This is a genomic window from Streptomyces sp. NPDC001231 (assembly GCF_042896885.1).
Classification (GTDB): Bacteria; Actinomycetota; Actinomycetes; order Streptomycetales; family Streptomycetaceae; genus Streptomyces.
Genome location: NZ_JBIAXS010000037.1, coordinates 1 through 19,876, shown reverse-complemented (window position 1 = coordinate 19,876; position 19,876 = coordinate 1). Strand labels below are relative to the sequence as shown.

Genomic DNA, 19,876 nt, shown 5'->3' with positions numbered 1-19,876 from the left:
AGAGCTGGAACACGATGAGCACGTCCCCCAACAAGTACGTCGAGGCGCTGCGGTCGTCCCTGAAGGAGATCGAGCGGCTGCGCAAGCAGAACGAGCAGCTGGTCGCCTCGGCAGCGGAGCCGATCGCCGTCGTCGGCATCGGCTGCCGCTTCCCCGGCGGCGTCGCCTCCCCCGAGGACCTGTGGGAGCTCGTCGCCCAGGGCCGCGACGTCATCGGCCCGTTCCCGACCGACCGCGGCTGGGACCTGGACCGGCTGGCGGGCGGCGGCGAGGGCAGCAGCCTCGCCCAGGTCGGCGGCTTCCTGCGGGACGCCGCCTGCTTCGACCCCGGGTTCTTCGGCATCTCGCCCCGCGAGGCCGTCGCCATGGACCCGCAGCAGCGCATCCTCCTGGAGATCGCCTGGGAGGCCCTGGAGCGGGCCGGCATCGACCCCTCCACGCTGCGCGGCAGCCGCACGGGCGTGTTCATGGGCACCACGGGCCAGGACTACGCGGAGGTCATCAAGGCGTCCGACGAGGACGCCGAGGTGTACTCCACCACCGGTCACGCCGCCAGCGTGATCTCCGGCCGGCTCTCCTACTTCCTGGGCGCCGAGGGCCCGGCGGTCACCGTCGACACCGGCTGCTCCTCGTCGCTGGTCTCCCTGCACCTGGCCGTGCAGGCACTGCGGGGCGGCGAATGCTCCCTGGCCCTGGCGGGCGGCGCGTCCGTCATGGCGACGCCCCACCCGTTCGTCGCGTTCACCTCGCAGAGCGGACTGGCCGCCGACGGCCGCTGCAAGCCGTTCTCCGACGACGCCGACGGCACCGGCTGGGCCGAGGGCGCCGGCCTGTTCGTCCTGATGCGGCTGTCCGACGCCCAGCGCGAGGGCCGCACGGTCCTCGCCGTGCTGCGCGGCTCCGCCATCAACCAGGACGGCGCCTCCAACGGCCTGACCGCCCCCAACGGCCCGTCCCAGCAGCGCGTCATCCGCGCCGCCCTGGACAGCGCGCACCTGACCGCCGCGGACGTCGACGCGGTCGAGGCGCACGGCACCGGCACCACCCTCGGCGACCCGATCGAGGCACAGGCGCTGCTCGCCACCTACGGCCAGGACCGCGAACGGCCGCTGCGGCTCGGCTCCGTCAAGTCGAACATCGGCCACGCCCAGGCCGCCTCCGGCGCCGCCGGCGTGATCAAGATGATCATGGCGATCCAGCACGGAGTCCTGCCCCGAAGCCTCCACGCCGACCGGCCGACCAGCAACGTCGACTGGACCGCCGGCGCGGTCGAACTCCTCGACCGCGCCGTCGACTGGCCCGAGACCGGCCGCGCCCGCCGGGCCGGCGTCTCCTCCTTCGGCATCAGCGGCACCAACGCCCACCTCATCCTCGAACAGGCCCCCGCCGCACCCGAGCGCCCCGCCCCGGACCCCGCCGTCCGCCCCGCGCTCGTCCCGTGGACCCTGTCCGGCCGTACCGCCGCCGCGCTCGCCGCCCAGCGCGAGCGCCTCGCCGCCCACCTCGCCGGCCACCCGGGCGCCGACCCGCTCGACATCGGCTTCGCTCTCGCCGACGGACGCGCCACCTTCGAGCACCGCGCCGTCCTGCTCTGCGACGGCACCGACGCCTCGGGCGCCACCGAGATCGCCCACGGCTCGGTCGACGACGGCGCCTCGGCCGTCCTGTTCTCCGGCCAGGGCTCCCAGCGCCTCGGCATGGGCCGCGAACTGCACGCCCGCTTCCCGGTGTTCGCCGAGGCCTTCGACGAGATCGCCGCCCTCCTCGACCGCCACACCGACCGCCCGCTGCGCGAGGTCGTCTGGGGCTCCGACGCCGGCCTCCTGAGCGAGACCGGCTGGACCCAGCCCGCGCTGTTCGCCGTCGAGGTCGCCCTCTACCGCCTCGTCTCCTCCCTGGGCGTCACCCCCGACTACGTCGGCGGCCACTCCATCGGTGAGATCGCCGCGGCGCATGTCGCCGGGGTGCTGTCGCTTCAGGACGCGTGCACGCTGGTCGCCGCCCGTGCCCGCCTGATGCAGGCGCTGCCGCGGGGCGGTGCGATGCTCGCGGTGCGCGCCACCGAGGAGGAGGTCGTCCCGCATCTGACGGAGCGGGTCTCCATCGCCGCGGTCAACGGTCCTTCGTCGGTGGTCGTCGCCGGTGACGAGGACGAAGTCGCCGTGATCGCCGCCCACTTCGAGGCGCAGGACCGCAAGACCACCCGGCTGCGGGTCAGCCACGCCTTCCACTCGCCGCTCATGGACCCGATGCTGGAGGAGTTCCGCGGCGTCGCCCAGGGCCTCACCTACCACGAGCCGCGCATCCCGGTCGTCTCCAACCTGACCGGCGCCGTCGCCGACCCCGCCGACCTGTGCACCGCCGACTACTGGGTCCGCCACGTCCGCGAGGCCGTCCGCTTCGCCGACGGCGTCACCACCCTCGCCCGCCGCGGCGTCACCACCATCCTCGAAGTCGGCCCCGACGGCGTGCTGTCCGCGATGGCGCAGGAGTCGCTGCCCGAGGGCACCACCGCCGTCCCGCTGCTGCGCAAGGACCGCCCCGAGGAGGAGTCCGCCCTCACCGGACTCGCCCGGGTGCACGTCCGCGGCGTCACCGTCCGCTGGGCGCGCCTCTTCGACGCCACCGGCGCCCTGCGCGCCGACCTGCCCACCTACCCCTTCCAGAACCAGCGGTTCTGGCCGGCCGCGGGCCGCGCCACCCAGGACGTCACCGCCGCCGGACTCGGCTCCGCCGACCACCCGCTGCTCGGCGCCGCCGTCGAACTCGCCGACGACGAGGGGTTCCTGTTCACCAGCAGGCTCTCCGTCCACTCCCACCCCTGGCTCGCCGACCACGGCGTCCAGGGCCGCGCCCTGCTGCCCGGCACCGCCTTCGTCGAACTCGCCATCCGCGCGGGCGACGAGGCCGGCTGCGACCGCGTCGAGGAACTCACCCTCGCCGCCCCGCTGGTGCTCCCCGAACGCGGCGCCGTCCAGCTCCAGGTCCGGGTGGGTGCCCCCGACCCCGCGGGCCGCCGCGCGCTCGGCATCTTCTCCCGGGTCGAGGACGGCTTCGACCTGCCCTGGTCGCAGCACGCCACCGGTGTCCTCACCACCGGCGCCGGCGCCCCGGACGCCGCTTTCGACGCCACCGTCTGGCCCCCCGCCGGCGCCGAGCGGGTCGACCTCGACGGCTGCTACGAGCGCCTCGCCGGCCTCGGCTTCGACTACGGGCCCGCCTTCCGTGGCCTGCGCGCCGCCTGGCGCCGCGGCACCGACGTGTTCGCCGAGGTCGCCGTCCCCGAGAACGCCGGCACCGACCCCGCGGACTTCGGCCTGCACCCCGCGCTCCTGGACGCCGCCCAGCACTCCGCCGCCTACACCGACCTCGGCGCCATCAGCCAGGGCGGGCTGCCCTTCGCCTGGCAGGGCGTGCACCTCGCCGCGTCCGGCGCCACCAACGTCCGCGCCCGGATCACCTCCGTGGGCGAGGACACCGTCTCCATCGCCGTGTACGACACCGCGGGCGGCACCGTCCTGTCCGTGGACTCCCTGGTCTCCCGCGCCGTCCCCAAGGACGCCCCCGGCACCGCGGGGGCCGTCCACCGAGACTCCCTCTTCCAGGTCGAGTGGACCCCGCTGCGGAGCCCGTCCGGACAGCTCCCGGAGACCGTCGCCCTCGTCGGCGCCGACCCCGCCGGCCTCGCCGACACGCTGCGCGCCACCGGCGTCCACGTCACCGCCCACCCCGACCTGGCCGCGCTGGCCGCGGACACCGCCCCGGTGCCCGAGACCGTGCTCACCACCCTGCCCGGCGAGCAGGACACCCCGGCCGCCGACGCCGCCCACACCACCGCCGCCGCCGTACTCGGCCTGGCCCAGCACTGGCTGACGGAGGACCGGTTCGCCGACGCCCGGCTCGTCCTCGTCACCCGCGACGCCACCGCGGGCGGTGACCTCGCGGCCGCCGCGGCCGCCGGTCTGATCCGCACCGCCCGCACCGAGAACCCCGGCCGCTTCGCCCTCCTCGACCTCGCCACCGACACCCCCGCCGCCCCCACGGCCCTGGTGGCGGCCCTGGCCGCCGCGTACGACGAACCCGACCTCGCCGTACGCGGCTCCGACGTCCTCACCGCCCGGCTGGCCCGGGTGCCCGCGCCCGACGCCCCCGCCGACTGGAACCCGGACGGCACGGTCCTGATCACCGGCGGCACCGGCGGACTCGGTGGCGTCCTCGCCCGCCACCTCGTCACCGAACGCGGCGTCCGCCACCTGCTGCTCGCCAGCCGTCGCGGCCCGGCCGCCGACGGCGCCCGCGCCCTCGTCGACGAACTCACCGGACACGGCGCCTCGGTCGAGATCGCCGCGTGCGACGTCACCGACCGGGAGGCGCTCGCCACCCTCCTCGCCAGAGTGCGCGCCGAGCACCCGCTGAGCGCCGTCGTTCACACCGCCGGTGTGGTCGACGACGGCGTCATCGGCTCCCTCACCCCCGAGCGCCTCGACACCGTGCTGCGGCCCAAGGCCGACGCCGCCTGGCACCTGCACGAGCTCACCCGGGACCTGGACCTCGACGCGTTCGTGCTCTTCTCGTCCGTCGCCGCCACCCTCGGCAGCCCCGGACAGGGCAACTACGCGGCCGGCAACGCCTTCCTGGACGCCCTCGCCGCCCACCGCCAGGCCCTCGGCCTGCCCGCCACCTCCCTCGCCTGGGGCCCCTGGACCCAGAGCGTCGGCATGACCGGCACCCTGTCCGACATCGACGTCGAGCGCATCGCACGCTCCGGCATGCCGCCGCTCACCGTCGAACAGGGCGTCGCCCTCTTCGACGCGGCCCTCGCCACCGGCGGCCCCGCCCTCCTGCCGGTCCGCCTCGACCTGGCCGTGCTGCGCACCCAGGGCGAGATCGCGCCGCTGCTGCGCGGACTGATCCGCACCACCGTGCGCCGCGCCGCCGCCCAGGTGTCCGTGACCGACAGCCTCACCCAGCGACTGGCCGGCCTCGACGCCGCCGCCCGCCGCGAGACCCTCCTCGGCCTGGTCCGCACCCAGATCGCCCAGGTCCTCGGTCACGCCGACGCCGACCAGGTTGAGGCGGCCCGCCAGTTCCAGGACCTCGGCTTCGACTCGCTGACCGCGGTCGAACTGCGCAACGGCCTCAACGCCGCCACCGGTCTGCGGCTGCCCGCGACCATGGTGTTCGACTACCCGACCCCGAACGCGCTCGCCGACCACCTGAGCGACGAACTCCTCGGAGCCGGCGACGAGACACCCCTGCCCACCCCCGTCGGCGCCCTCCCGGCCACCGCCGACGACCCGATCGTCATCGTCGGCATGGCCTGCCGCTACCCGGGCGGCGTCACCTCGCCCGAGGACCTGTGGCGCCTGGTCGGCGAAGGCGCCGACGCCACCGGCCCGTTCCCCGTCAACCGCGGCTGGGACGTCGACAACCTCTACGACCCGGACCCCGACCGCCCCGGACACACCTATGTGCGCGCCGGCGGATTCCTGCACGACGCCGGCTCCTTCGACGCCGACTTCTTCGGCATGAGCCCGCGCGAGGCACTCTCCACCGACTCCCAGCAGCGCCTGCTGCTCGAACTGTCCTGGGAGGCCGTCGAGCGGGCCGGCATCGACCCGCTCAGCCTGCGCGGCAGCCGCACCGGCGTCTTCGCCGGCGTCATGTACAACGACTACGGCACCATCCTCACCGGCGAGGAGTACGAGGCCTTCCGCGGCAACGGCAGCGCCCCCAGCGTCGCCTCCGGCCGCGTGTCGTACACCCTGGGCCTGGAGGGCCCCGCCGTCACCGTCGACACCGCCTGCTCCTCCTCCCTCGTCGGCATGCACCTCGCCGCCCAGGCGCTGCGCACGGGGGAGTGCACGCTCGCCCTGGCCGGCGGCGTCACCGTCATGTCGACGCCCAGCACCTTCGTCGACTTCTCCCGCCAGCGGGGCCTCGCCGCGGACGGCCGCTCCAAGGCGTTCGCCGAGGCCGCCGACGGCGTCGCCTGGTCCGAAGGCGTCGGCATGCTCGTCCTGGAGCGCCGGTCCGACGCGATCCGCAACGGCCACGAGATCCTCGCCGTGCTGCGCGGCTCCGCCGTCAACCAGGACGGCGCCTCCAACGGCCTCACCGCCCCCAACGGCCCGTCCCAGCAGCGTGTCATCCGCCAGGCCCTCGCCAGCGGCGGACTGTCCCCCGAGGACGTCGACGTCGTCGAGGCGCACGGCACCGGCACCACCCTCGGCGACCCCATCGAGGCCCAGGCGCTCATCGCCACCTACGGCCGCGACCGCGACCCCGAGCGGCCCCTGTGGCTCGGCTCCGTGAAGTCCAACATCGGCCACACCCAGGCCGCCGCGGGCGTCGCCGGTGTCATCAAGATGATCATGGCGATGCGGCACGGTGTGCTCCCGCGCACCCTGCACGTGGACGCCCCGTCCTCACACGTCGACTGGAGCGCCGGCGCCGTCGAACTGCTCACCGAGCAGACGGAGTGGCCCGAGACGGACCGGGTGCGCCGCGCCGGTGTCTCCTCCTTCGGCATCAGCGGCACCAACGCCCACGTCATCATCGAGCAGCCGGCCGCCACCCCGGCCCCGGCCGCCCCGCGCGGCCCCGCCGAGGAACTCCCGGCCGCCCCCTGGCCGCTGTCCGCGAAGACACCCGAGGCCCTGCGCGACCAGGCCGCCCGGCTGCTCGCCCATGTCGAGGCCCACTCCGAGGCCCGCCCGGCCGACATCGCGTACTCGCTGCTCACCAGCCGCTCCGTCTTCGACCACCGTGCCGTCGTCCTCGGCGCCGACCGCACCGAGGCGCTGCGCGCCCTCGCGGCCCTCGCCGCCGGGACCGACGACAGCGCGGTGCTGACCGGCACCGCCCGCGGCGGCCGCACCGCGTTCCTGTTCTCCGGCCAGGGTTCGCAGCGGTTGGGGATGGGGCGTGGGTTGTATGGCCGGTTCCCGGTGTTCGCCGAGGCCCTGGATGACGTTCTCGCAGTCATGGATGGTGAGTTGGGTGGTTCGCTGCGGGAGGTGATGTGGGGTGAGGACGCCGGTCTGCTGAACGAGACCGGGTGGACCCAGCCCGCGCTGTTCGCCGTCGAGGTGGCGCTGTACCGGCTGGTGGAGTCGTGGGGTGTGAGGCCGGACTTCGTGGCCGGTCACTCCATCGGTGAGATCGCCGCCGCGCACGTCGCCGGTGTCCTCTCCCTGGAGGACGCCTGCCGTCTCGTCGCCGCCCGCGCGGCCCTCATGCAGGCGCTGCCCGAGGGCGGCGCCATGATCGCCGTCGAGGCCACCGAGGACGAGGTCCTCCCGTACCTCACCGACGACGTCTCCATCGCCGCCGGCAACGGACCGTCGTCCGTGGTCGTCTCCGGCACGGAGGACGCCGCCCTCGCGGTCGCCGAGCACTTCACCGAGCAGGGACGGCGCACCAGTCGGCTGCGGGTCAGCCACGCCTTCCACTCGCCGCTGATGACCCCGATGCTCGACGAGTTCCGGGCCGTGGTCGAGGAGTTGGCGTTCGCGGCGCCGGTGATTCCGGTGGTGTCGAACCTGACCGGTGCTCTCGCCACGGCCGACGAGCTGTGCTCCGCCGACTACTGGGTGCGTCACGTCCGCGAGGCCGTACGGTTCGCCGACTGCGTCGGCACCCTCGGCGAGCACGGCGTCACCACCTTCGTCGAACTCGGCCCCGACGGTGTGCTGTCCGCCATGGCACAGCAGTCCGCCGCCGAGGACGCCGTCACCGTGCCGCTGCTGCGCAAGGACCGGGACGAGGAGCAGGCCCTCGTCACCGCCCTGTGCCGACTGCACGTCCTCGGCATCGACGCCGACTGGACGTCCGCGTTCACCGGCGGCGGGGCCGCCCGCGTCGACCTGCCGACCTACGCCTTCCAGCACCGCTGGTTCTGGCCCACGGCCCGAGCGGCGCACCCGCACGACATGCGCGCCGCCGGGCTCGGCTCCGCCTCCCACCCGCTGCTCGGCGCCGCCGTGGAACTCCCCGGCGGGGAGGGCGTGTTGCTCACGGGGCGTCTGTCGCATCAGTCCCACCCGTGGCTGGCCGGCCACGCCGTGACGGGCACTGTCCTGCTGCCCGGCACCGCCTTTGTCGACCTCGCGATCCGTGCGGGTGACGAGGTCGGCTGCGATCGGGTCGATGAACTCACCCTCGCTGCGCCGCTGGTGCTGCCGCAGGACAGCGCCGTTCTGATCCAGGTTCGTGTGGGCAGCGCTGATGATGGTGGGCGGCGCGCCATTACGGTGCACGCCCGTCCCGAGGACGCCACCGACGGCGTCTGGACGCTGCACGCCACGGGCACCCTGTCCGACACCGCCCCCGCAGGCAACGACTTCGACACCAGTGTGTGGCCGCCCGTCGGTGCGGAGGCCGTCGACGCCGATGGCTGCTACGAGCGTTTCGCCGCTCGTGGCTTCGCCTACGGTCCGCTCTTCCAGGGCCTTACGGCGGCCTGGAGGGCTGGTGAGGTGATGTATGCCGAGGTCTCGCTGCCCGAGGAGGGCAACGAGGACGCGGCCGGTTTCGCCGTGCATCCCGCGCTGCTCGACGCTGCCCTGCACCCGGCGTTGCTCACCGACGATGACGGTGGTCTTCCGTTCTCGTGGGAGGGCGTCAGCCTGGATGCTTCGGGTGCGACGACGCTGCGCGTGCGTCTTGCTCCGGCGGGTGCGAACGCGCTGTCCGTGACCGCGGTGGACCCGGCCGGCCGGCCCGTGGTCTCCGTCGCCCGGCTGCTTGCCCGCCCGGTCGACGCGGACCAGCTGACGCGCGACGCCGGACAGCTGCGCGACGCGCTCTTCCGGCTGGAGTGGACTCCGGTTCCGCTGCCGGAGGGCACGGGCTCTGTGAACCTCGCCCTGCTCGGCCCAGACACCGAGGACCTGGCCGAAGCCCTCGGCGACGGCGCTGTCCGGAATGCGACTCTCGCCGATCTGCTCGCGGCCGACGCGCCGGTTCCCGGTGCCGTACTGGTTCCGCTGACGGCCGGTTCCGACGTCGATGACACGCCGGGCTCCGTGCACACGCGGACAGCGGCGGCTCTGGCTCTTCTTCAGGAGTGGCTGGCGGAGGACCGGTTCAGCGGTTCTCGTCTGGTCCTCGTCAGTCGCGGTGCCGTCGCCACTGACGACGCCCCGGTGACCGACCTTGCTGCCGCTGCGGTGCTGGGTCTGGTCCGTTCGGCACAGACCGAGAACCCGGGTGCCTTCGGGTTTGTCGACCTGGATGCCGACGGTGTCTCCGACTCCGTTCTCACCCGTGCCCTAGCCCTGGACGAGCCGCAGCTCGCGCTGCGTGGCGGTCGTGCTCTTGCCGCCCGCCTGGCCCGTGCCACCGCCGATCCCGCTGCCGAGGCCGTGTGGTCGTCGGAGGGGACGGTGTTGGTGACGGGTGGTACGGGTGGTCTGGGTGGTCTGGTGGCCCGGCATCTCGTTACGGAGCGGGGGGTGCGGCGTCTGCTGCTGACCAGCCGTTCCGGTCCGGGTGCCGCGGGTGCCGGGGAGTTGGTGGCGGAGCTGGAGGGGTTGGGTGCCGAGGTTTCGGTGGCGGCGTGTGATGTCGCCGACCGGGACGCGGTGGCCGCGCTCGTCGCGGAGCACCCGCTCACCGCGGTCGTACACACGGCCGGTGTTCTCGACGACGGTGTGCTCGGCTCGCTGACCGGCGAGCGGCTTGCCACCGTGCTGCAGCCCAAGGTGGACGGCGCCTGGAACCTCCATGAGGCAACGCGTCACCTCGACCTGGACGCGTTCGTGGTCTTCTCGTCCGTCGCGGGTGTCTTCGGCGGCGCGGGCCAGGCCAACTACGCGGCCGCCAACGCCTTCCTGGACGCCCTGACCGCTCACCGCCAGTCCCTCGGCCTGCCCGCCACCTCCCTCGCCTGGGGCCCCTGGCAGCAGGGTGCGGGCATGACGGCCGGACTCGACGAGCGTGACATTCGCCGGGCCGCCGAGTCCGGGATGCCGCTCATCACCATCAAGCAGGGTCTTGCCCTCTTCGACGCGGCCCTCACCACCGATGAGGCCGCTCTCGTCACCAGCCGCCTGGACCTCGCCGCCTTCCGGGGCCGGCCGGAGATCCCGGCCCTTCTGCGCGGGCTGATCCGTACCCCCGTGCGCCGCACCGCCGCGACCAGGGCGGCCGAGGGCGCCGACGCCGGACTGGTCCAGCGGCTCGCCCGGCTCGACCGCGAGCAGCGCCACGAGGTCCTGCTCGACCTGGTCCGGGCGAGCGCTGCCCTGGTCCTCGGCCACGCCGCCGGATCGGACATCGACGCCGACCGCGCCTTCCGTGACCTCGGCTTCGACTCCCTCACCGCGGTCGAACTCCGCAACCGCCTGCGCACCGCGACCGGTCTGCGTCTGTCGGCCACCATGGTCTTCGACCATCCCACGCTGTCCGCGCTGGCCGACCACTTGCTCACCGAGTTGTTCGGCGCCGAGGCCGAGACGCTCACCCCCGTCACGTTGCTGCCGTCGACGGAGGACGATCCGATCGTGATCGTCGGCATGGCCTGCCGCTTCCCGGGCGGGGTCGTCTCGCCCGAGGACTTGTGGCGCCTGGTCAGCGAGGGCACCGACGCCATCTCCGACTTCCCGGCCAACCGCGGCTGGAACGTGGAGAACCTGTACCACCCGGACCCCGAGCACACCGGCACCTCGTACACCCGCTCCGGCGGATTCCTGCACGACGCGGGCGACTTCGACCCCGGCTTCTTCGGCATGAGCCCCCGGGAGGCGCTCGCGACGGACTCCCAGCAGCGTCTGCTCCTTGAGACCTCCTGGGAGGCGATCGAGCGGGCCGGTATCGACCCGCACAGCCTCCGTGACAGCCGCACCGGCGTCTTCGCCGGCGTCATGTACCACGACTACGGCAGCCTGCTGGGCGGCAAGGAGTTCGAGGGCTTCCAGGGCCAGGGCAGCGCGGGCAGCGTGGCCTCCGGCCGGGTCTCGTACACCTTCGGCTTCGAGGGTCCGGCCGTCACGGTCGACACCGCCTGCTCGTCCTCCCTGGTCGCCCTGCACTGGGCCGCCCAGGCCCTGCGGTCAGGTGAGTGCTCGCTCGCCCTGGCCGGCGGTGTGACCGTGATGTCGACGCCCAGCACCTTCATCGAGTTCTCCCGCCAGCGAGGTCTCGCTGCCGACGGCCGCTCCAAGGCGTTCGCCGAGTCGGCCGACGGTGTCGGCTGGGCGGAGGGTGTCGGCATGCTCCTGCTGGAGCGGCAGTCCGACGCGATCCGCAACGGCCACCAGATCCTCGCGGTTGTCCGTGGCTCCGCCGTCAACCAAGACGGTGCCTCGAATGGTCTGACGGCTCCCAACGGGCCCTCGCAGCAGCGGGTGGTCCGCCAGGCGCTCGCCAGCGGCGGGCTCTCGACCGGCGACGTGGACGCCGTCGAGGCGCACGGCACGGGGACGACGCTCGGTGACCCGATCGAGGCCCAGGCCCTGATCGCCACCTACGGCCAGAACCGCACCGACGAGCAGCCCCTGTGGCTCGGCTCGTTGAAGTCGAACATCGGCCACACCCAGGCCGCGGCCGGTGTCGCCGGTGTCATCAAGATGATCATGGCGATGCGGCACGGTGTGCTCCCGCGCACCCTGCACGTGGACGCCCCGTCCTCACACGTCGACTGGAGCGCCGGCGCCGTCGAACTGCTCACCGAGCAGACGGAGTGGCCCGAGACGGACCGGGTGCGCCGCGCCGGTGTCTCCTCCTTCGGCATCAGCGGCACCAACGCCCACGTCATCCTGGAGCAGCCGGTCGCCGCACCGGCACCGGAGACGGCCGGAGCGGACGGTGCCGAACCCGCCGTCGTCCCGCTGGTCCTCTCCGGCAAGTCGCCCGAGGCGCTGCGCGACCAGGCCGCGCGCCTGCTCGACACGGTCCGCGAGCGTACGGGGCTGCGCCCGCTCGACCTCGGCTATTCGCTGGCGACCAGCCGTTCCGCGTTCGACCACCGCGCGGTCGTCCTGGCCACCGGCCGGGAGGACGCCCTCCGCGCCCTGACCGCCCTCGCCGACGACGGGGTGGACTCGGACTCCGTCACCGTTAACGGTCGCGCCCGCCCCGGACGCCGTGCGGTGTTGTTCTCGGGTCAGGGTTCGCAGCGGTTGGGGATGGGGCGTGAGCTGTACGGCCGGTTCCCGGTGTTCGCTGAGGCTCTGGATGCCGTTCTCGCTGTCCTGGACGTTGAGTTGGGTGGTTCGCTGCGGAAGGTGATGTGGGGTGAGGCTGCCGGTCTGCTGAACGAGACCGGGTGGACTCAGCCCGCGCTGTTCGCCGTCGAGGTGGCGCTGTACCGGCTGGTGGAGTCGTGGGGTGTGAGGCCGGACTTCGTGGCCGGTCACTCCATCGGTGAGATCGCGGCCGCGCATGTGGCCGGGGTGTTCACCCTGGAGGACGCCGCTCGCCTGGTGGCGGCTCGTGGACGTCTGATGCAGGCGTTGCCGGCCGGTGGCGCGATGGTGGCGGTGCAGGCGACCGAGGACGAGGTCATCCCGTACCTCACCGACGAGGTGTCGATCGCCGCACTCAACGGACCCACGTCGGTGGTCGTCTCGGGTGAGGAAGGCGCCGTGCTGGAGGTCGCGGCACGGCTTGAGGCGGAGGGTCGCAAGGCGACGATGCTGCGGGTGTCGCATGCGTTCCACTCGCCGCTGATGGACCCGATGCTGGACGAGTTCCGGGTGGTGGCGGAGGGCCTGTCGTTCGCGGCCCCGGTGATCCCGGTGGTGTCGAACCTGACCGGTTCCTTGGCCACGGCTGAGGAGTTGTGCTCGGCCGAGTACTGGGTGCGTCATGTCCGTGAGGTGGTGCGTTTCGCCGATGGGGTGGCCACGCTCGAGGAGCAGGGTGTGACCACGTTCCTGGAACTGGGCCCGGACGGGGTCCTGTCCGCGATGGCGCAGGAGTCGCTGACCGGCGACGAGACCATGACGATCCCGGTCCTGCGCAAGGACCGCGACGAGGAGACCGCTGCCCTGACCGCCCTCGCCGCCCTGCACACGGCGGGCCTGCGGCTCGACTGGGACGCATTCTTCGCCGGCACCGGCGCCACCCGCGTCGACCTGCCGACCTACGCGTTCCAGCACACCACCTACTGGCCCAGCGGCACGCACTCCGCCGCCGCGGTCGTCGGCCTCACCGCCGCCGGACACCCGCTGCTCAACGGCTCGGTGGAGCTCGCTGAGGGCGAAGGCGTGCTCTTCACCGGTCGCCTCTCTCTTCAATCGCACCCCTGGCTCGCCGACCACGCCGTCATGGGCACCGTCCTGCTGCCGGGCACCGCTTTCCTGGATCTCGCGATCCGTGCGGGTGACGAGGTCGGCTGCGACCAGGTCGAGGAACTCACCCTTGCCGCGCCGCTGGTGCTGCCGCAGGACGGCGGAGTCCTGCTCCAGGTCCGTGTGGGTGGCGCCGACGATGGTGGTCGGTGTTCTGTCACCGTGCACTCGCGCCCCGAGGGCGCTACGGACGGTGCCTGGACGCTGCACGTCACTGGCACGTTGGCGACAGGCGGCAGCGCTGCCGAAGCCGCCTTCGACACCAGCGTGTGGCCGCCTGTCGGTGCTGAGGCCGTTGACGCCGATGACTGCTACGAGCGTTTCGCCGCTCGTGGCTTCGCCTACGGTCCGCTCTTCCAGGGCCTCACTGCCGCTTGGAGCGCGGGTGAGGTGCTGTACGCGGAGGTCATGTTGCCCGAGGAGGGCAGCGAGGACGCGGCTGGTTTCGCCGTGCATCCCGCTCTTCTCGACGCCGCTCTGCATCCCGCGTTGCTCACCGATGATGACGGTGGTCTTCCGTTCTCGTGGGAGGGCGTCAGCCTGCACGCCTCCGGCGCCACCGCGCTGCGCGTCCGCCTCGCCCCGGCGGGTGCGAACGGGATGTCCGTGACCGCTGTCGACCCCGCAGGCCGGCCCGTGGTCTCCATCGCCCGGTTGCTCGCGCGCCCGGTCGACGCCGACCAGCTGTCCAGCGACGCCGGACACCTGCGTGATGCGTTGTTCCGGCTGGAGTGGACGCCGGTCCCGCTGCCGGAGGGCACCGGTTCCGAGGGTGTTGCCCTGCTGGGTCCGGACACGGACGACCTGGCCGAAGCCCTCGGCGACGGCGCTGTCCGGTATGCGACTCTCGCCGATCTGCTCGCGGCCGACGCGCCGGTACCCGGTGCCGTACTGGTTCCGCTGACGGCCGGTTCCGACGTCGATGACACACCGGGCTCCGTGCACAGCCGGGCCGCGGCGGCTCTGGCTCTTCTTCAGGAGTGGTTGGCGGAGGACCGGTTCAGCGGTTCTCGTCTGGTCCTCGTCACCCGTGGTGCCGTCGCCACTGACGACGCCTCGGTGACCGACCTTGCTGCCGCTGCGGTGCTGGGTCTGGTCCGTTCCGCGCAGACCGAGAACCCGGGTGCCTTCGGGTTTGTCGACCTCGACGGTGCCTCTGACTCCGTCCTCGCGCGCGCGCTCGCCCTGGACGAGCCGCAGCTCGCGCTGCGTGGCGGTCGTGCTCTTGCCGCCCGTCTGACCCGTGCCACCGCCGATCCCGCTGCCGAGGCCGTGTGGTCGTCGGAGGGGACGGTTCTGGTGACGGGTGGTACCGGTGGTCTGGGTGGTCTGGTGGCCCGTCACCTGGTGGCCGAGCGGGGGGTGCGGCGCCTGCTGCTGACCAGCCGTTCCGGTCTGACTGCCGCAGGCGCTGGCGAGTTGGTGGCGGATCTGGAGGGGCTGGGTGCCGAGGTCTCGGTGGCGGCGTGTGACGTCGCCGACCGGGATGCGGTGGCCGCGCTGGTCGCGGAGATCCCGGCGGAGCACCCGCTCACCGCGGTCGTACACACGGCCGGTGTTCTCGACGACGGCATCTTCGCCTCTCTCACCCCCGACCGTCTCGACTTCGTGCTGCGGCCCAAGGTGGACGGCGCCTGGAACCTGCATGAGGCAACGCGTCACCTGGACCTGGACGCGTTCGTGGTCTTCTCGTCGGTTGCTGGTGTGTTCGGTGGTGCGGGCCAGGCCAACTACGCGGCCGGTAACGCCTTCTTGGATGCTTTCGCCGCTCACCGTCAGTCCCTGGGTCTGCCCGCCATCTCGCTGGCTTGGGGTCCCTGGCGGCAGGGTGCGGGCATGACGGCCGGGCTCGGCGAGCGTGATGTCCGGCGGGCTGCCGAGTCCGGGATGCCGCTCATCACGGTCGAGCAGGGCTTGGCCCTCTTCGACGCGGCCCTCACCACCGGTGAGGCCGCTCTCGTCACCAGCCGCCTGGACCTTGCCGCCTTCCGGGGCCGGCCGGAGATCCCGGCCCTTCTGCGCGGGCTGATCCGTACCCCCGTGCGCCGTGCCGCCGCGACCAGGGCGGCCGAGGGCGCCGACGCCGGACTGGTCCAGCGACTTGCCGGACTTGACCGCGAGCAGCGCCACGAGGTCCTGCTCGACCTGGTCCGGGCGAGCGCTGCCCTGGTCCTCGGCCACGCTGCCGGATCGGACATCGACGCCGACCGCGCCTTCCGTGACCTCGGCTTCGACTCGCTCACCGCGGTCGAACTCCGCAACCGCCTGCGCACCGCGACCGGTCTGCGTCTGTCGGCGACGGCGATCTTCGACCATCCCACGCTGTCCGCGCTGGCCGACCACTTGCTCACCGAGTTGTTCGGCGCCGAGGCCGAGACGCTCACCCCCGTCACGCTGTTGCCGTCGACGGAGGACGATCCGATCGTGATCGTGGGCATGGCCTGCCGCTTCCCGGGCGGGGTCGCCTCGCCCGAGGATCTGTGGCGCCTGGTCAGCGACGGCACCGACGCCATCTCCGACTTCCCGGCCAACCGCGGCTGGGACGTCGACTCCCTGTACGACCCGGACCCGGCCCACAGCGGCACCTCGTACACCCGCTCCGGCGGATTCCTGCACGACGCCGCGGAGTTCGACGCCGACTTCTTCGGCATGAGCCCGCGTGAGGCGATGGCCACCGACTCGCAGCAGCGTCTGCTGCTGGAGACCTCCTGGGAAGCCATTGAGCGGGCCGGTATCGACCCGCAGAGCCTGCGCGGCAGCACGACCGGTGTGTTCGCCGGTGTCATGTACCACGACTACGGCAGCCTGCTGGGCGGCAAGGAGTTCGAGGGCTTCCAGGGCAGCAGTGCGGGCAGCGTGGCCTCCGGCCGGGTCTCGTACACCTTCGGCTTCGAGGGTCCGGCCGTCACGGTCGACACCGCCTGCTCGTCCTCCCTGGTCGCCCTGCACTGGGCCGCCCAGGCACTGCGGTCGGGCGAGTGCTCGCTCGCCCTCGCGGGCGGTGTGACCGTGATGTCGACGCCCACCGCCTTCGTCGAGTTCTCCCGCCAGCGAGGTTTGTCGCCCGACGGTCGGTGCAAGGCGTTCTCGGACTCGGCGGACGGTGTCGGCTGGGCGGAGGGCGTCGGCATGCTCCTGCTGGAGCGGCAGTCCGACGCGATCCGCAACGGCCACCGTGTTCTCGCCGTGGTCCGCGGTTCCGCCGTCAACCAGGACGGTGCCTCCAACGGCCTCACCGCCCCCAACGGCCCGTCCCAGCAGCGGGTGATCCGCCAGGCGCTCGCCAGCGGTGGACTCTCGACCGGCGACGTGGACGCCGTCGAGGCGCACGGCACGGGGACGACCCTGGGTGACCCGATCGAGGCCCAGGCCCTGATCGCCACCTACGGCCAGAACCGCCCGGAGGACCGCCCCCTGCTGCTCGGCTCCGTGAAGTCCAACCTGGGCCACACGCAGGCCGCGGCCGGCGCCGCTGGTGTCATCAAGATGATCATGGCGATGCGCCACGGCGTGCTGCCCCGCACCCTCAACATCACCGAGCCGTCCTCGCACGTCGACTGGAGTGCCGGTGCCGTCGAACTGCTCACCGAGCAGACGGAGTGGCCCGAGACGGACCGGGTGCGCCGCGCCGGTGTCTCCTCCTTCGGCATCAGCGGTACGAACGCCCACGTCATCCTGGAGCAGCCGGCAAGGGTGGTTCAGGGCACGGTGGTCGCCGCTTCGGTGCCGGAGGCGGACGCGGTGGAGCCCGCCGTCGTGCCGTGGGTGCTGTCCGGCAAGTCGCCGGAGGCGCTGCGCGACCAGGCCGCCCGCCTGCTCACGCACGTCCGGCTGACGCCCGGACTGCGCCCCGCAGATGTGGCACTTTCCCTCGCGACCCAGCGTTCCCTGTTCGCCCACCGAGGCGTGGTGCTCGCCGCCGAGCACGAGGAGACGGTGCACGCCCTGGCCGCCCTCGCGTCCGGCGAGCCCCACCCCTCCGTCGCCACCGGCCCCCAGACGTCGGGCCGTCGTGCCGCGCTGTTCTCGGGTCAGGGTTCGCAGCGGTTGGGGATGGGGCGTGAGCTGTATGGCCGGTTCCCGGTGTTCGCGGAGGCCCTGGATGCCGTACTGGCAGTGCTGGATGGTGAGTTGGGTGGTTCGCTGCGGGATGTCATGTGGGGTGAGGACGCCGACCTGCTGAACGAGACCGGGTGGACTCAGCCCGCGCTGTTCGCCGTCGAAGTCGCCCTCTACCGCCTCGTCGAATCCTTCGGAGTCACGCCGGACTTCGTGGCCGGCCACTCCATCGGTGAGATAGCCGCCGCGCACGTCGCCGGGGTGTTCACCCTGGAGGACGCCGCCCGCCTGGTGGCCGCTCGTGGCCGTCTGATGCAGGCGTTGCCGGCCGGTGGCGCGATGGTGGCGGTGCAGGCCACGGAGGACGAGGTCATCCCGTACCTCACCGACGAGGTGTCGATCGCCGCACTCAACGGACCCACGTCCGTGGTCGTCTCGGGCGTCGAAGGTGCCGTACTGGAGCTGGCTGCGCGGTTCGAGGCGGACGGCCGCAAGACCACCCGGCTGCGGGTGTCGCACGCGTTCCACTCGCCGCTGATGGATCCGATGCTGGACGAGTTCCGGGCGGTGGCCGAGGAGTTGTCCTACGCCGCCCCGGTGATCCCGGTGGTGTCGAACCTGACCGGTGCTCTCGCCACGGCCGAGGAGCTGTGCTCACCCGAGTACTGGGTGCGCCACGTCCGTGAGGCGGTCCGCTTCGCCGATGGGGTGGCCACGCTCGAGGAGCAGGATGTGACCACGTTCCTGGAGCTGGGTCCGGACGGGGTCCTGTCCGCGATGGCCCAGGAGTCGCTGACCGGCGACGAGACCGTCACCATCCCGCTGCTGCGCAAGATCGTGGCCGAGGAGCGCACGGCCCTGGCCGCCCTCGGACGGCTGCACGCCACCGGCAGCCGCGTCGACTGGGCCGGGTTCCTGGCCCTCACCGGAGCCCGCCCCCTCGAACTTCCGACCTACGCCTTCCAGCACCGGCCCTTCTGGCCCGCCGGCAAGCGCGACGCCACGGACGTCAACTCCGTCGGCATCAGCTCGGCAGCCCACCCGCTGCTCAACGCGGTCGTCGAACTCGCCGAGGGCGAGGACCTGGTCTTCACCGGGCGCCTGTCACTGCACTCGCACCCGTGGCTGGCCGACCACGCCGTCATGGGCACCGTCCTGCTGCCGGGCACGGCCCTCCTGGAGATGGCGGTCCGCGCGGGCGACGAGGTCGGCTGCGACCACGTCGAGGAACTGACCCTCGCCGCGCCGCTGGTCCTCTCCGCGCAGGGCGCCGTCCGCACTCAGGTGCGGGTGGGCGTCGCGGACGCCGCCGGACGCCGTACCGTCACGGTCCACTCGCGCCCGGAGCAGTCCACCGACGCCCCCTGGACCCAGCACGCCACCGGCGTCCTCGCCACCGGACTCCCGACGGCCGCCGTGCCGTTCGACGCCACGGTGTGGCCGCCGGTGAACACCGAACCCGTCGACCTGACCGGCTTCTACGAGGCACGCGAGGCCGAGGGCTTCGCCTACGGTCCCTCCTTCCAGGGCCTGCGGGCCGCCTGGCGCCGCGGCGACGAGGTGTTCGCGGAGATCGCGCTGCCGGACGGCACACAGAAGGAAGCCGAGAGCTTCGGCCTCCACCCGGCACTGCTCGACGCCGGCCTGCACGCCGCCTGGCTCACGGCCCCGGCCGGTGACGGCACGACCGGCAGCGTCCCGTTCTCCTGGAACGGCGTCTCGCTGCTCGCCTCCGGCGCCTCGTCCGTCCGTGTCCGGCTCGGCCGCGACACCGACGGCACGCTCACGCTGGCCGTCGCCGACACCACCGGCGCCCCCGTCGCCGCCGTCCGGGCGCTCACCATGCGCGCCGTGTCCGAGGAGGCGCTCAGCTCCGCCGCGGCACTCGTCCGCGACTCCCTGTTCCGCCTCGACTGGACCCCGGTCACGGGGACCGCGGCCACCCCGGCCGCGACCGCGGAGCCGACGGCGGAGATCGTCGGCGAGGATTCCTTCGGGCTCGTCGAGAGCCTGCGGGCGACCGGCACCGAGATCGGCCGACGCGCTTCCCTGACGGACGACGCCGAGTTGCCCGAACTGGTGCTGCTGCCCGTCGCCGCCCAAGAACACGAGGAGGGGACCGACACCCCGACCGACACCCCGGCCGTCACCCACGCCCTCACCCGGCACGTGCTGGAGCTGGTGCGGACCCGTCTGGAGGACGAGCGTCACTCCGCCACGAGGTTCGTCTTCGTGACCCGGGGCGCGACCACCGGCCACGACCCGGCCGCCGCCGCGGTCTGGGGCCTGGTGCGCTCCGCCCAGTCCGAGAACCCGGGCTGCTTCGGCCTGATCGACCTCGACCCCGCGACCACCCGTCCGCTCCCGCTCGCCGCCCTCCTGGGCGACGAACCCCAGCTCCGCCTCCAGGACGACGAACTCCGCGCCGCCCGTCTGGTCCGTCGTCCCGCTCCCACCGCCGAGGCCGTTCCGGCGTTCGGTGGGGAGGGTGTGGTGCTGGTGACGGGTGGTACCGGTGG

1 protein-coding gene is annotated in these 19,876 nt (G+C 73.1%); it reads left to right on the top strand.

What is annotated here, in order from left to right:
* Positions 1–14: 14 nt before the first annotated feature.
* Positions 15–19,876: SDR family NAD(P)-dependent oxidoreductase (locus tag ACFY3J_RS33345; protein ID WP_390842402.1), on the top strand; the 19,862-nt coding region annotated here is incomplete at its 3' end.